Below are 15,659 nucleotides of genomic sequence, written 5' to 3' on the forward strand. Positions count from 1 at the left end.
GACAAAATAATTTTTCCACGATTTGTCACCAATAGAAACCCCGTCATTACAACATTCTTTATTTTCACAAATTCAACACCATTTCATAACTAATTGATTTGGTGTTTTCTGTTTTTTAAAAAGGAGCATTCTTGATGTCCGATTTAAAACTTTTTGAATTAGTTACTTTGGTCACTTTTTAATTTTAAAACATGTAAAAATGAACAATTTAATAATCATTTTAGTCTTTATTTTGTTGGTTATAGTGATGTTTATGGCTTTCCCAGTTAGAGCGAATAAAGCCACCAAATGTATAGTTTTGATAATGAGAAATTCTCCTACATCAAAGATTATAGAAATACTGATTAAGTTTACCAAAAAACAACAATAAAACCTACTTTTTTTTACTTAAAAATCTTATATTTGAATTATGATTGGTGGTGAAGTTTGAACGTTCTTATCAATATAATGAAGGTTTGTAGAGGCTTATAAGTATAAGTATAATGGTGTTGAATTCCAAGATGAGCTGGGGCTTAATATGTACGCAATGGATATGCGACAATATGACCCTGCTATTTCCAGATTTATATCAATGGATGTAATGGCAGAAGGTGACGCAGATTTGACACCTTACAGGTTTGGTTATAATAATCCTGTACTGTTTTCTGACCCAACTGGTTTATGGGAGGAAGTTGATGGAGGACATAAAACAACAGATAAAGATGAAATTCAAAGAATATATGCTTTTCTACAAAGTAACCAGAATGCTTCGATGGAACAGATTTCTAGTTTTGTAAAAGAAGATATTGCTTTTATGAGCCAATATAACGATGGGATGCCACTTACAGGTCTCACTGTTGTTGGAGGCAAAGTGAATGAAGGCACTTTGCTCAGAACCAAAAATGAAATAGCATACTATATGGGTAACACAAACTATCTTTATAATAGGGCTGATTTTAGAAAAAGAGATTTAATTCTTGGACATGGAACAAACGACCCAATATCAAGACTTTTATTAAGGAGAGAAGAGGCAGGAGAATACAAACCAATAAATGCAGCGAATGGAATAAAATATAGAGGAGGTCAAGATTCTGCGAGAATGATGAATTTTATGGCGTATTTTGAATTAATGCCAGGTATGGATGCACCAAATGTTAAAGCACTAAATACCAAGGGTAGGCTATCAAATACACTTCCATCGATAAAAATGCGATTGGCAAAACGTCTGGGAATTAATGAAGCTGCAATAGACGAAATTAGAAATTCAACTACATCATATCATCAATTTGAAAAAGCTTATAAGCATATGTACATTGGTAAGTTTAAAGGTAGGGGAACTTGGAGGACACATATGGGAATGGATTTCAGATTATTAAAAAACTTATAGATTTATGAAATTTAAATATTTTATTATTATAATTATTTTTACTATTTCCTGTAAAAACAAAGAAAAAGATAAAAGTCTCGAAAAAATAAAAGAAGATGACTATATCGAAAAACAAGGATATGTTAATAAAATTGAAAAAGGTCTTGCTTATGCAAGAAAATCTTATTATCATGTAACATTTACAATTATACATGATAGTGTAAAATATGAAAAGTTTATCTATAAAGAAGGGGATTTTTTAACAAATGAAGGCGACCCTGTTATTGTTTATGTGAATACAAATAATCCAAAAGATTTTTATTTAGGGTATAAAGGAATAAAAGACAAAAAAAATTTAAGAACTTATTTAATCAAAACATCACAAGAATTATCTCCAATGTTTAAAAATAGACTAGGTAATGCTCCAAATTAGTGATGTACCAAAATTCAATTTAAACCCAAAAGGCAAGCGTAAAGTTTGCCTTTTATTTTACACGGGTTTTTATACCATGCTCGGTAATGTTCCAAAGTTAGTGATGCTCCAAAATTTACAATTTAACCATTTGTAAATCAATTTATAAACAAAAATTAAAACAAAAAGACGAACGATACTGTTCGTCTTTTTTACATTTGAAAATCGCTTAAAACGAATGTAATGAAGAAAAGTGACACCACGTGTTATAAAGTTAGTGATACTGGAACTTGTCCTAATTGTAGATCAAAAAAGATTATTAAAAATGGTTTTAAAAAGAATAGAAAGCAACAATATTTTTGTAAAAGTTGCAAGACAAGAAGTATTGATTATTATACCAACAAAGCTTATTGCAAAAATATAAATACTTCAATTATGCAGCTAATTAAAGAAGGTGTCGGTATTAGAAGTACAGGTAGAATTCTAAGTATTTCAACCACAACCGTTTTAAAGCGAATCATTTCAATTGCAAAATCGATCAAAGCACCTCCAATCTCATCAGGTAAGATTTATGAAGTAGATGAAATGCGAAGTTTTATTAGTAGTAAGTCTCGACAAATTTGGATAGTATATGCTTTGCAAAGAAAAACAAAAAAAGTTGTCAGTTTTGCAATCGGCAAAAGAACATTACGAACACTTGGTACGGTAATCAATACGCTACTACTTTCCAAAGCCAAACGAATTTACACTGATGGTTTAAGACATTATAAATCGATTATAGCAAAAACTATTCATTGTGTCAAAAGGTTTGGAACTAATCAAATCGAACGAAATAACCTCACTTTACGCAATAACTTGAAACGACTAAACCGAAAAACTATTTGTTATTCTAAAAGTTATTCTGTTTTGCTTTGTATTTTAAAAATTTATTTTTGGGGATAAATGCACCCAAACTTTCACAAACTTTTAAACTTCTACCCATTTAAACATTTAAACAAAAACCGTATCTTTGCACCTTATTTCAAACCATAACTCATGAACAAACTACTCATCGTAGGAACGGTTGCTTTTGATGCCATTGAAACTCCTTTCGGAAAAACAGACAAAATTTTAGGCGGAGCGGCTACATTTATTGGCTTGTCGGCCTCTTTTTTTAATGTAAAATCGGCGATTGTTTCCGTTGTTGGAGAAGATTTTCCGCAAGAATATTTAGATTTATTATCTGACAGAGACATCGATATTTCCGGAATTGAAATCGTAAAAGGCGGTAAAACGTTCTTTTGGAGTGGTCGTTACCACAACGATTTGAATTCAAGAGATACGTTGGTTACAGAACTAAATGTATTGGCCGATTTTCAACCAAAAGTCCCAACCGAATACAAAGGTTCAGATGTAGTAATGTTAGGCAACTTGCACCCGATGGTTCAAATCAGTGTGTTAGACCAAATGACTTCTAAACCTAAATTAGTTGTTTTGGATACAATGAATTTCTGGATGGATTGTGCGTTAGCCGAATTACATGAAGTGATGAAACGTGTGGATGTAATCACCATTAACGATGAAGAAGCTCGTCAATTATCAGGTGAATATTCCTTGGTGAAAGCCGCAGCGAAGATTCATACCATGGGGCCAAAATATGTAGTAATTAAAAAAGGAGAACACGGAGCCCTGTTATTCCAAGGAAAAGAAATTTTCTTTGCACCTGCTTTACCATTAGAAGAAGTATTTGATCCAACCGGAGCTGGCGATACGTTTGCAGGTGGATTTTCAGGATTTATTGCTCAAAGCGAAAACATTTCGTTTGGCAATATGAAGAATGCCATTATTTATGGTTCAAACTTAGCCTCCTTCTGTGTAGAAAAATTTGGAACCGAGCGAATGCTTGACCTTGAAAAAGAAGAAGTGTATGACCGCTTGAAACAATTTAGAGCTTTAACTCAATTTGACATCGAATTAGAATAAAATACTGTGCCTCGAAATTTCGGGGCATTTTTTATAAAAGGTAGCCACAAATTTTACAAATTAGCACGAATTTAATTAAAGATTTTCAGTTAAATTTAATTTGTGAAATCAACATAAAAACAGATTTTAGAATTCGTGAAAATTCGTGAAATTCGTGGCCAATAATAACACACAACTAATAACTACAACACGATGAGTGACGCAATCAAACACGAATGTGGAATTGCCCTTTTACGATTAAAAAAACCGCTTCAATATTACAAAGACAAATACGGAACTGCTTTCTACGGGATACAAAAAATGTATCTTTTGATGGAAAAGCAACACAACCGCGGACAAGACGGAGCCGGTTTTGCGAGTATTAAATTTGATGTAGAACCCGGTCAGCGTTACATCAGTCGGGTTCGTTCTAACAAATCGCAACCCATTCAGGATATTTTTGCCCAAATTAATGAGCGAATAAACGATGATTTAGCCAACAATCCCGAATTTCAAAATGATGTGGATTGGCAGAAAGAAAACATTCCATATATAGGTGAATTATTTTTAGGTCACGTTCGCTACGGAACTTTCGGAAAAAACAGCATCGAAAGTGTTCATCCGTTTTTACGTCAAAATAACTGGATGCACCGAAATTTGATTGTAGCCGGAAATTTCAACATGACCAATGTAAAAGAGCTGTTTGATAATTTAGTCGAATTGGGGCAGCACCCAAAAGAATTAGCCGACACCGTTACTGTAATGGAAAAAATCGGTCATTTCTTAGATGATGAAGTAACCGATTTATACCAAGAATGTAAAAATAACGGTTTATCCAAACGAGAAGCTTCTCCCGTGATTGCCGAAAAATTAGATATTGCTAAGATTTTACGAAAAGCATCTAAAAATTGGGACGGTGGTTTTGCTATGGCCGGTTTATTAGGTCATGGTGATGCATTCGTGTTTCGTGATCCTGCCGGAATTCGTCCTGCGTATTTTTACGAAGATGATGAAATCGTGGTAGTTGCATCGGAAAGACCGGTAATTCAAACGGTTTTCAATGTGCCTTTCGAAAAAGTACAGGAATTAGATCCCGGAAAAGCATTGATTATCAAGAAGAACGGAAGCTTTTCGCTAGAAGAAATTTTAGAACCATTAGAAAAGAAAGCGTGTTCCTTTGAACGCATTTATTTCTCCAGAGGAAGCGATGCCGAAATTTACAGAGAAAGAAAAATGTTAGGAAAATTGATACTTCCTGCTGTTTTAGACGCGATTGATAATGACACAGACAATACAGTTTTCTCCTATATTCCAAACACAGCTGAGACTTCTTTTTATGGTATGGTAGAAGCCGCTCAGGATTTTCTGAATCAACGAAAAAATAAATACATTCTTACCAACCGAAAAACATTAACGAAGGAAAAATTAGAAGAAATTCTTTCCGTTAAAATCAGAACAGAAAAAGTTGCGATTAAAGATGTCAAGTTGCGAACATTTATTACGGAAGACAGCAGCAGAGATGATTTGGTGGCTCACGTGTATGATGTAACGTATGGTGTGATAAATCCATCCGATAATTTGGTGATTATTGATGATAGTATTGTTCGTGGAACTACTTTAAAGAAAAGCATCATCCGAATGATGGATCGATTAAACCCAAAACGAATTGTGATTGTTTCATCGGCTCCGCAAATTCGTTATCCGGATTGTTACGGAATCGATATGGCAAAATTAGAAGGATTAGTTGCGTTTAGAGCTGTTTTAGAATTATTAAAAGAAAATAATCAATACCATATTATTGATGAGGTGTATAAAAAGTGTAAACTTCAAGAAAAATTTAAAGACGGTGAAATTGTAAATTATGTGAAAGAAATTTATGCACCATTCAACGACCAGCAAGTTTCGGATAAAATTGCTGAAATGTTAAGTTCATCTGATACAAAAGCTGAGGTAAAAATTATTTTTCAAACTGTAGCTAATTTGCACGTTGCTTGTCCAAATCATTTGGGCGATTGGTATTTCACCGGCGACTATCCAACACCTGGAGGAAACCGCGTTGTAAACCGTGCTTTCATGAATTTCTATGAAGGGAAAGACGCAAGAGCATACTAAAATGTAGTATTTTTTACCTTTTAACGATTTTTGATGCATTTCATCTAATTTATTTGTTAACAAAAAGGTGTTAATATACATTTGTTTCACCATAGCATTAGTAGGTTAAGTTTATGGTAGATTTGGGGCAAAAAGGGTACGCTATGCGTACCTTTTTTATTTTATATCAGTTTGGATTACACTTATAAACCATCAAAAAACCCATATAATTATGCAATACACCCTTTATTCCCTAATTGTTAAAATTTATTTTGTCAGACAATAGTTTCTTACTAAAAACCGTTGTACATTTGTAATTACCATAGTACGCACGGTTAAGTTTATGGTAGATTTGGGGCAAAAGGGTGGAAGAAATTCCACCTTTTTATTTTTCCACAAAAAAAGCGACACTCGTTAGAATGTCGCTTTTTTTAATTTAATAGATTTTCTATTATTTTTCTGTAGCAAATCTTCTGGAAACTTCTTCCCAGTTAATTACATTAAAGAAAGCTTCAATATAGTCTGGTCTTCTGTTTTGATAATTTAAATAATAAGCATGTTCCCAAACATCCATGGCAAGAATTGGTGTTCCACCACAACCAACACCCGGCATTAACGGATTGTCTTGATTTGGTGTTCCGCAAACTTCTAGTTTACCATCTTTTACACATAAAAAAGCCCAACCTGATCCAAATTGAGTTGCTCCAGCTTTAGAAAATTTAGCTTTAAACTCTGCAAAGGTTCCAAAGTCTCTTTCGATCGCTTCGGCTAATTCTCCTGTTGGTTCGCCACCACCGTTGGGTGACATTACTGTCCAAAACAAATTGTGATTATAAAAACCACCACCGTTATTACGAACAGCCGCATTGGTTTTGTCTAAATTAATTAAAATGTTTTCAATTGTTTTGCCATTCATGTCTGTTCCTTCAATAGCCGCATTTAGGTTGTTGGTATAGGCAGCATGGTGTTTTGAATGATGAATTTCCATCGTTCTGGCATCAATATGTGGTTCTAATGCATCGTATGCATAAGGTAATTTTGGTAGTTCAAATGACATAATTATATTTTTTACGTTTAACAATAATGAGCTTCAAATTTAATCAATTAACTTTGGAAAAGGAAATTCTATTTCGTTATTGTTGTATTAATTTAAATTATAGCCTTGAATAAACCCGCTTTTTCAATTTACGATGCCTCTGCCGGTTCAGGTAAAACCTTTACTTTGGTTAAAGAATATTTAAAAATTATTCTATTATCCAAAAAAGAAGATGCCTATAAAAATATTTTGGCTATTACATTTACCAACAAAGCCGTTGGCGAAATGAAATCGCGAGTAGTTGAAACATTATCGCAATTTGCCGCAGAAGAACCAAACTCGAAAGGAATGGCGGTGATGAATGCAATTGTTTCAGAAACCGGATTGTCAGTTCAAGAAATTAAACAAAAATCAAAATCAATTATTCGAAATATCATTCACAACTATGCCGCTTTTGATATTTCTACGATTGATAAATTTACGCACAAAGTAATCCGAACGTTTGCACACGATTTGAATTTGCCTTCTACGTTTGAAGTCTCGCTAGAAACCGATAATCTTTTGCAAGAAGCCATTGATGCCATTATTGCTCAAGCCGGAAATGATGAAATGCTCACACGTTTATTGGTCGATTTTACTTTAGAAAAAACAGACGACGACAAATCGTGGGATGTAACCCGAGATATCAAAGAAATTTCTAAATTGTTGACTAATGAAAACAACCGAAACGAAATTGTTCACTTTAAAGACAAGCAAATTCAGGAATTTATTGATTTGAAGAAAAATGTGCTCGAAAAAATAAAATCAATAGAAAAAGAATGTTTGGAAGCCGGGCAAAAAGCAATGCAACTCATTAATTATAATCAGTTAGATGCAAAATCTTTTAGTAGAGGTGTAGTTTTTAATTATTTTACTAAAATTGCTCAAGGCGAAATCATCAACAATGCCAAAATTGAAGAATATCTTACGGAAGGAAATCGCTATTCCAAATCCATTCCAAATCTGCAAAAAGAGGCGGTTGATTCAATTGCAACAGAATTATTAGATTTTTTCAGTTTAATACATTCTTCTGTCAAAGAATATATGTTGTATTTGGCTTTTTTAAAAAATATTACACCTTTATCACTTCTAAATCGTGTGAGCCAAGAATTAGATAAAATTCAGGAAGAACAAAATATTTTATCGATTTCAGAATTCAATGCTATCATTCACAACGAAATTCAAAATCAACCGGCTCCTTTTATTTATGAACGAATGGGCGAACGGTATAAACATTTTTTTATTGACGAATTTCAAGATACTTCGCAAATGCAGTGGGAAAATCTCGTTCCGTTGATAGATAATGCTCTTTCGAGCGAAGATTTGAACCAAGAAAGAGGTTCGTTGATGATCGTGGGCGACCCAAAACAATCGATTTATCGTTGGCGTGGTGGAAAAGCGGAACAGTTTATCGAATTAAGCAAAGATGAAAATCCATTTATAAATCCCGAAAAAAAACTTTTTCATTTAGATACCAACTGGCGAAGTTATAGCCAAATTATCGATTTTAATAATCAGTTTTTTGCCTTTTTGGCCAATAGTTTTGAGCATCCGGATTATAAAGATTTGTATGAAAATCACAGCCGTCAAAAGGAAAATGATAAAAAAGGTGGTTATGTGAAGCTTTCTTTTATCCCATCCAAATCAGAATGGGAAGAAGAGATTGAAAAAGATGATTTGTATTTAGAAGCCGTTCTTCAAACTATCGAAGAATTAAAAGCAAAAGGATTTTCGTATCGGGATTTGGTTATTCTGACCCGAAAAAAAGATCCCGGAGTTAAAATTGCTGCTTTTTTAACCGAAAAAAGTATTCCGATTGTTTCGTCTGAATCGCTATTGTTGCAAAATTCTTCGGATGTAAATTTAATTATTTCGCTGTTGCGATTTTTGAAAAACGGAGCCGATAAAGAATCAAAAGCACATTTTTTATATTATGTTGCAAAAAATCTTCAGCAAGAAATGCCAACCCATGATTTTGTGGCGAAAGGGATGGAATTTGACTTGGAAATTGATTTAGAAAATTGGTTAACTTCGTTAGATTTATCTTTTTCGTTTCAACAAATTAGAAAAAAATCGCTGTATGAAGCGGTTGAAACTATCATCAGAACTTTCATAAAACCCAAAGAATCAAATGCTTATATCCAAGATTTTCTGGATAGGGTTTTAGATAGAGATATTAAAAACCAAAGCGGAATTTCAGATTTTTTAGAATACTGGGATAATAATAGTGCAAAATTTAGCATTCCATCGCCGGAAGGAAATAATGCTATTCGAATTATGACCATTCACAAATCAAAAGGATTAGAATTTCCGGTGGTTATTTTTCCGTTTGCCGAAGAAAGCTATACCAATTCACCAAAAGATAAATTGTGGATTGAACCCGAATCTAATTTAATTGAATTGCCAAAAGTTTTAATTGATAACAATAAAAGCGTTGAAGAATTTGGCGAATCGGCTGCAGCGGTTTATCATCAAAAAAAGGAAGAAGAATTGTTAGATAACATCAATATTCTTTATGTAGCATTAACCAGAGCAGAAGAGCAACTTCATATTATTTCAAGTATGAATTTGACTTCTAAAGGAGAAGTTATTTCCAATAATATGTCAACTTTCTTTCTCACTTTCTTGCAAGACAATAATTTATTTGATTCGCAAAGAAAAGTGTACGAATGGGGAAATGCTGAAAAAGTTTCCACTGAAAGTAAAAAAGTTCAAGAGTTAATTCCGATTGCTTTGGTGGAGAAAAATCTCAATCCAAATTCGATTAAAATTGCCCAACGTGAAAGCTTGATGTGGGGAACGCATCAACAAAAAGCAATTGAATATGGTAATGTGATTCACGAAATATTATCTTATATAAAAACCAAAAACGACATTGACTTGGCGGTTACCAAAGCATTAGAAAATGGAATTATTGCTTTAAGCCAAAAAGACGCTGTTTCGTCTATTATTACTCAAATTTGTTTGCATCCGGAATTATCTATCTTTTTTGATGAATCGAATAAAATATTAAATGAGCAGATTATTTTACGAAAGGAAGATAATATCGTAAAACCCGATAGAATTGTAATTAATCGCCAAAATCAAGCAATGATTCTCGATTATAAAACGGGAGATCCGCTTGCTAAACATCATAAACAAGTAGAAATATACGAAGTTGCTTTGCAAAATATGGGTTTTAAAGTCGTTAAAAAAGCACTGGTTTATATTGGCGAAACATTGGAAATAGTAACTTTGTAAAAAATAAAACAACATGTACGGTAAAATACAACAACACTTACAAAACGAATTAGATACAATTCAACAAAACGGATTGTTTAAAAAAGAACGCATCATTACTTCACCGCAAGGAGCTGAAATCACCATTTCAACTGGCGAAAAAGTATTGAATTTTTGTGCAAATAATTATTTAGGACTTTCTTCTCATCCGGAAGTGGTTCAAGCAGCCAAAGATGCATTAGATTCGCATGGTTTCGGAATGTCGTCTGTGCGATTCATCTGCGGAACTCAAGATATTCATAAACAATTAGAACAAAAAATTGCCGAATTCTACGGTACCGAAGACACAATTTTGTATGCTGCAGCTTTTGATGCAAACGGTGGTGTTTTTGAACCTTTGTTAGGCGAAGAAGATGCGATAATTTCGGATAGTTTGAATCACGCTTCTATTATTGATGGTGTTCGTTTGTGTAAAGCAGCCCGTTATCGTTATGATAATAATAATATGGTAGAGTTGGAACAACAATTAATTAAAGCTAATCAAGAAGGAAGACGTTTCAAATTAATTGTAACCGATGGCGTTTTTTCGATGGATGGTATAGTTGCTTCATTGGATAAAATTTGCGATTTAGCCGATAAATATGATGCGATGGTAATGGTAGACGAATGTCACGCAGCCGGTTTCATTGGTGCAACAGGTAAAGGAACACTTGAAGCAAAAGGGGTTATGGGCCGTGTAGATATTATTACCGGAACATTAGGAAAAGCGTTAGGCGGAGCCATGGGAGGCTATACCACAGCTAAAAAAGAAATTATTGAACTATTACGACAACGTTCAAGACCTTATTTGTTTTCAAATTCTTTGGCACCTTCAATTGTTGGAGCTTCTTTGAAAGTTTTTGAATTGCTTGAAAAAGACACAACGCTTCGCGATAAATTAGAATGGAATACCAATTATTTTAAAAAAGGAATGAAAGAAGCGGGTTTCGATATTATTGATGGAGATTCAGCTATTGTTCCGGTAATGTTATATGATGCAAAATTATCACAGCAAATGGCCGATGAATTGTTAAAAAAAGGAGTGTATGTAATTGGCTTCTTTTTTCCGGTAGTTCCAAAAGATAAGGCAAGAATTAGAGTGCAACTCTCTGCTGCTCATAACAAAGAACATCTAGATATTGCAATAGATGCATTTACTCAAGTGGGTAGGTTATTGAATGTTATATAGTTTTCTTATTAATATTTTTAACATTAAGTTTTGTAGTTAGCGGAAAACATCTTATTTTTGCATCAATTAACAATGTATTGTAATCAAAACAAATCAAGTATGAAACATCTTAACAAATTAGTTATCGCTATCTTTATGTTTGCCGGACTAAGTTCGCAGGCTCAGGATAGTAATAACCCATGGGCAATCTCTTTTGGAGTGAATGCCGTAGACGGAGGTAGAGTTAGTGCTGCCGAAAGTGTTAAAAATCAGTTCTCTGAATATTTTAACGCAAAAGATTTTTGGAATGTTGTTCCTTCTGTATCTTACTTAACGGTATCTAGACACGTAGGAGACAATTTCTCTTTTGGAGTAACAGGATCTTTTAACAAGATTGACAAATTTGTATCTGAAAAATCACCTATGAATAATGGTGATTATGTAGTTACTAACATTGACGAAATGTACTATGCAGTTGATGGAACCATCAATTATAGTGTTGGTACTTACTTCAAATTTATTGAGCCTGTTTTACACATTGGTGGAGGTTACACTTTCCTAGGTGATAACAGTGCTGGTACAGTAAACGGAGGTTTAGGATTTAACTTTTGGTTCTCAGAAGTAGTAGGTCTTTCTGTAAAATCTACTTACAAACATTCTTTCGAGGATGACAGAACAGTTATGCCATCTCACTTACAACACTTTGCTGGTCTTACTTTCAAATTTGGTGGTAAAGATACAGATGGTGATGGAATCTATGACAAAGACGATGCTTGTCCTGAAGTTGCTGGTTTAAAACAATTCAACGGATGTCCTGATACAGACGGTGACGGAATCATCGATGGTGATGATGCTTGTCCAAACGAATTTGGTTTAGCTGAATTCCAAGGTTGTCCTGATACTGATGGAGACGGAGTTCCTAATAAAGATGATGAGTGTCCAGAAGTTGCTGGTTTAAAAACATTAAAAGGATGTCCAGATGCAGATGGAGATGGAATCGCTGATAAAGATGATTCTTGTCCAAACGAAAAAGGACCAAAAGAAAACAAAGGATGTCCATGGCCAGATAGAGATGGTGACGGAGTTCTTGATAAAGATGACAGATGTCCAGATGTAAAAGGTACTGTTGCTAACAACGGTTGTCCTGAAGTATCGGAAGAAGTTGTTAAACAATTAAATGATTTCGCTAAATCTATCTTATTTGATACTGGTAAATCTACTATCAAACAAGTTTCTTTCGGAACTTTAGCTTCTATCAAAAATGTAATGAACGAATATCCACATTCAAGATTCAGAATTGAAGGACATACAGATAGTACAGGTTCATTAGCAACAAACGAAAGACTTTCTAAAGAAAGAGCGGCTGCTGTTAAAGATTACTTGATCGCTAACGGTGTTGACGCTTCAAGATTAGAGTCTGAAGGATTTGGACCATCTAAACCAGTTGCTGATAACAAAACAGCTGCAGGTAGAGCTCAAAACAGAAGAACAGAAGTTGTTGTTATAAAATAATTTCTTTTTAAATAATTGAAGAAACGCTCCGATTTATCGGGGCGTTTTTTTATTTTTATAACATGAAGCCAATTTCTTTTTTATCGTTACTTGCAAAACATATCGTTACTAATTATTCAGCTACAATTGAGGAATTAGTTGTTGTTCTTCCCAATAAAAGAGCAAAAGTCTTTTTATTAGAAGAATTAAAAAATGAAATTCAACACAACAGTTTTGCTCCCAAAATTATCAGTATCGAAGACTTTATTCAAGACATTGCCGGAATACGTTCGGTAGATTCAGTTGAATTGTTATTCGAATTCTATAATGTTTACATCGGTTTAACCGAAAAAGAGCAGCAGCCTTTTGAACAGTTTTCTAATTGGGGGAAAACATTGTTGCAAGATTTTAATGAAATTGATAGGTATTTACTCGAACCAAATCACGTCTTTTCGTATTTAAAAGATATTGAAGCTATCAAACGATGGAATCTTGAACCACAAGACAAGACAAAATTAATTGATAATTATCTCTTGTTTTGGGAGAATATGCCTTTGTATTATGATGCATTCTATAAACACTTACTTTCTAAAGGAATTGGTTATCAAGGTTTAATTTACCGAGAAGCAGTCGAAAATTTGAATCACTTCTCAAATTCCATTAATCATAAAATCATTTTTGCCGGATTTAATGCTTTAAATCAAGCTGAAGAAAAAATATTTCAGCACCTACTTTCAGTTGAAAAAGCAGATGTGTTGTGGGATGTAGAAGAAACTTTTCTCAATGATCCTTATCACGATGCAGGTTTATTTGCAAGAAAAATCAAAAAATCGTGGTCGCATTACAAATCAAACCCTTACGAATGGTTATTCAATGAATTCAAGCAACCTAAGACTATTCAAATCATGGGAACGCCCAAAACCATTGGTCAAGCTAAGTTGGTTGGTGAGATAATTGAATCCATTTCTTCCGAACAAAAATTGGAAAATATTGCAGTGGTTTTAGGAGAAGAAAACATGCTGGTTCCGCTTTTGCATTCGTTACCGGAATCTGTTTCACATCTAAATATCACGATGGGATATTCCGGAAAGAACAATCCTGCACAATTGTTGGTTTCTAAGCTTTTTAAAATGCATCAAAATGCATTTAACCGAAGCCAAACCAGTTATGTTTTCTATTATAAGGATGTGTTGGAAGTGCTTCAAAATCCACTCGTAGAACCTTTCGCGAAAGCAAAATCTGTCGTAAAGAAAATAAATGAAAACAATTATACTTTTATAACTCATTCAAAATTACTCGAGTTTTGCGAAGCAGAAAATGAATTTTTTACACTTTTATTTCAAAGATGGGAAGCCAATCCAGTTTCAGTTTTAGAAAGAATTTCATCAATTTTACTGCTAGTTAGGAGTTATTTGTTAAGTGAAGTAACCAGTGATAAGTTAACCAATAGCTTTGTGTATGCAGTTTTTAAAGTGATTAATAAACTAGCAACTTATTGCCAACAACACAATCATATTACTTCTATTGAAGGTTTATTTTCGCTTTACAAACAAATTATCGATTTAGCCGAAGTTTCTTTTGAAGGTGAACCATTACAAGGATTGCAGATTATGGGTGTTTTAGAAAGCCGTGTGCTCGATTTTGAAACGGTTATCATCACTTCTATGAATGAAGGGGTTTTCCCGGCTGGTAAGTCGCAAAATTCGTTTATTCCGTTAGATGTTAAACGAGAATTAGGTTTGCCTACTTTTAAAGAAAAAGATGCTATTTATACCTATCATTTCTATCATTTATTGCAAAGAGCCAAAAATGTATACCTGCTTTACAATACAGAATCAGAAGGAATTGATGCAGGCGAAAAAAGCCGTTTTATTACGCAATTGGAAGTGGAAAAACAATCTAATCATATTCTTTCACACCAAATTTACAATGCCTATTTGCCGGAAAAAGCCAGAGAAGTCATTCAAGTGGAAAAGTCTGATTTGGTAATGGAACGATTGAAAGAAATGGCAGAAAACGGATTTTCACCTTCTACTTTAACAACCTATATTCGAAATCCAATTCAGTTTTATTTTCAACGAATTTTGCGAATCTCTGAAGTGGATGAGGTGGAGGAAAATATTGCGGTGAATACACTCGGAACCATCATTCATGGTGCTTTGGAAGAATTATATAAACCCTATTTGAATGTTTTTTTAAGTGTTTCTACCATTGAAAACATGTTGCAATTGGCCAATGATGAAGTTTTAAAACAGTTCAAATACGTTTACAAAGAAGGCGAAATTACCAAAGGCAAAAATCTACTCGCTTTTGAAGTGGCCAAGCGAAATGTCTTTAATTTTCTTCAACTCGAAAAACGCTTGCTCGAACATGGTGATGCAGTTAAAGTGCTTTTTTTAGAGCAAAATTTCGAACAAATGTTGACTGATGGGCGTTTACCTTTTCCTATCAAAATAAAAGGAAATGTAGACAGAATTGAACTCAGAAATGGTAAACTTCGCATTATAGACTACAAAACAGGAAAAGTAGAACAAAACGGATTGGCCATTCAACATTGGCAAGGCTTAACCGAAGATATTAAATACGATAAAATCATTCAATTGTTGTGTTATGCTTTCATGGTTCAAACGGAATTTCCAAATACAGAATTGGAAGTCGGCATTATTTCCTTCAAAAATTTAAAAGCTGGTTTCATGCCTTTTCAAATTAAAGAAGGTCGAGAATTGGTAAGCGATTTAGTAGACGATTCTGTTTTGAATGATTTTAAAACCGAATTAATTGTGTTGTTAAATGAAATTTTGAATGTTGATTTACCTTTTGAGGAGAAAATAATATAACCAAATAAGTTTACGCAAAAAAGGCTTATACGACTTATATG

At 33.6% G+C, this 15,659-nt stretch carries 9 protein-coding genes and 1 pseudogene; 9 read left to right on the forward strand and 1 reads right to left on the reverse strand.

Annotation, left to right across the window (positions count from 1 at the left end):
* Window positions 1-481 precede the first annotated feature (481 nt).
* The 5 genes and pseudogenes from AC23MC_RS09440 to AC23MC_RS09460 form a co-directional block, all read left to right on the forward strand.
* Window positions 482-1,366 (forward strand): annotated as a pseudogene (locus tag AC23MC_RS09440) (RHS repeat domain-containing protein); the annotation flags it as partial.
* 4 nt (window positions 1,367-1,370) lie between these two features.
* Complete coding sequence (locus tag AC23MC_RS09445; protein ID WP_487568115.1) at window positions 1,371-1,778, forward strand: hypothetical protein; 408 nt, start codon at window positions 1,371-1,373, stop codon at window positions 1,776-1,778.
* A 222-nt stretch (window positions 1,779-2,000) separates the two neighbouring features.
* Complete coding sequence (locus AC23MC_RS09450) at window positions 2,001-2,699, forward strand: IS1 family transposase (RefSeq protein WP_487568114.1); 699 nt, start codon at window positions 2,001-2,003, stop codon at window positions 2,697-2,699.
* Between the two features lie 93 nt (window positions 2,700-2,792).
* On the forward strand, window positions 2,793-3,719 hold the full coding sequence (locus tag AC23MC_RS09455; protein ID WP_487568113.1) for a PfkB family carbohydrate kinase: 927 nt from the start codon (window positions 2,793-2,795) through the stop codon (window positions 3,717-3,719).
* A 192-nt stretch (window positions 3,720-3,911) separates the two neighbouring features.
* Window positions 3,912-5,810, forward strand: a complete 1,899-nt coding sequence (locus tag AC23MC_RS09460; protein ID WP_487568112.1) for an amidophosphoribosyltransferase — start codon at window positions 3,912-3,914, stop codon at window positions 5,808-5,810.
* A gap of 430 nt (window positions 5,811-6,240) precedes the next feature.
* On the opposite strand, the gene AC23MC_RS09465 is transcribed toward AC23MC_RS09460, so the two are convergent.
* Window positions 6,241-6,846: a superoxide dismutase gene (locus tag AC23MC_RS09465; RefSeq protein ID WP_487568111.1), complete on the reverse strand. Its 606-nt coding sequence runs from the start codon at window positions 6,844-6,846 to the stop codon at window positions 6,241-6,243.
* Window positions 6,847-6,951: 105 nt separating this feature from the next.
* Between AC23MC_RS09465 and AC23MC_RS09470 the strand changes: the two genes are divergently transcribed.
* From AC23MC_RS09470 to AC23MC_RS09485, 4 genes are all read left to right on the forward strand, one after another.
* Window positions 6,952-10,104: a UvrD-helicase domain-containing protein gene (locus AC23MC_RS09470; protein WP_487568110.1), complete on the forward strand. Its 3,153-nt coding sequence runs from the start codon at window positions 6,952-6,954 to the stop codon at window positions 10,102-10,104.
* Window positions 10,105-10,117: 13 nt separating this feature from the next.
* Complete coding sequence (gene kbl / locus AC23MC_RS09475) at window positions 10,118-11,311, forward strand: glycine C-acetyltransferase (protein WP_487568109.1); 1,194 nt, start codon at window positions 10,118-10,120, stop codon at window positions 11,309-11,311.
* Window positions 11,312-11,410: 99 nt separating this feature from the next.
* On the forward strand, window positions 11,411-12,802 hold the full coding sequence (locus AC23MC_RS09480) for an OmpA family protein (RefSeq protein WP_487568108.1): 1,392 nt from the start codon (window positions 11,411-11,413) through the stop codon (window positions 12,800-12,802).
* Between the two features lie 62 nt (window positions 12,803-12,864).
* Complete coding sequence (locus AC23MC_RS09485) at window positions 12,865-15,618, forward strand: PD-(D/E)XK nuclease family protein (protein ID WP_487568107.1); 2,754 nt, start codon at window positions 12,865-12,867, stop codon at window positions 15,616-15,618.
* Window positions 15,619-15,659: the final 41 nt, after the last annotated feature.

Source organism: Flavobacterium sp. T50_26, assembly GCF_057652995.1.